General features: G+C 44.8%; 1 protein-coding gene. It reads left to right on the top strand.

Annotated features, from left to right (window positions below):
• Positions 1 to 107 precede the first annotated feature (107 nt).
• Positions 108 to 518: ATP-binding cassette domain-containing protein (locus R7E78_RS30510; protein WP_318059195.1), on the top strand; the 411-nt coding region annotated here is incomplete at its 3' end.

Here is a 518-nt window from a genome sequence, read left to right as displayed (position 1 = left end):
TCATTCAAGTTTCGAGTCACTTCACCTATTCGGTCGATTACGCTTTCTTCTCATTTGCACATACGATAATGATAACAATTATCTTTTGTATTGGTTAGGTATTTTTAATGAGTGAGATTAATTTAAGTCACGCCTTTCACTGCGATCCGGTCATCCAGATCCGAGATTTGTGCGTGGACTACATCACCGACAATGGTGACTTTAATGCGGTGAAATCGGTCAGCTTTGATATTGGAAAAGGCGAAGTATTCGGCCTTGCTGGGGAATCTGGATGCGGAAAGAGTACCATCGCTTTTTCGATCAATCGTCTGCACAAGCCGCCCGCGTTTATCTCTGGTGGACAAATTCTGTTCCAAGGTAAGGACATCTTACGTTTGTCCGATAAGGAGCTAAGCGCGCTGCGTTGGAGCGAAATCGCCATGGTATTCCAAAGTGCCATGAACTCGCTTAATCCAGTACTGACCATTCAAGAGCAGTTTGCAGACGTCCTACGTCATCATCAAGGACTCAGCAACGAA

The sequence above is a fragment of the Vibrio sp. YT-19(2023) genome, assembly GCF_033337395.1.
Note: the sequence above shows the minus strand (reverse complement) of the source record. Positions and strands in the feature narration are given on the sequence as shown.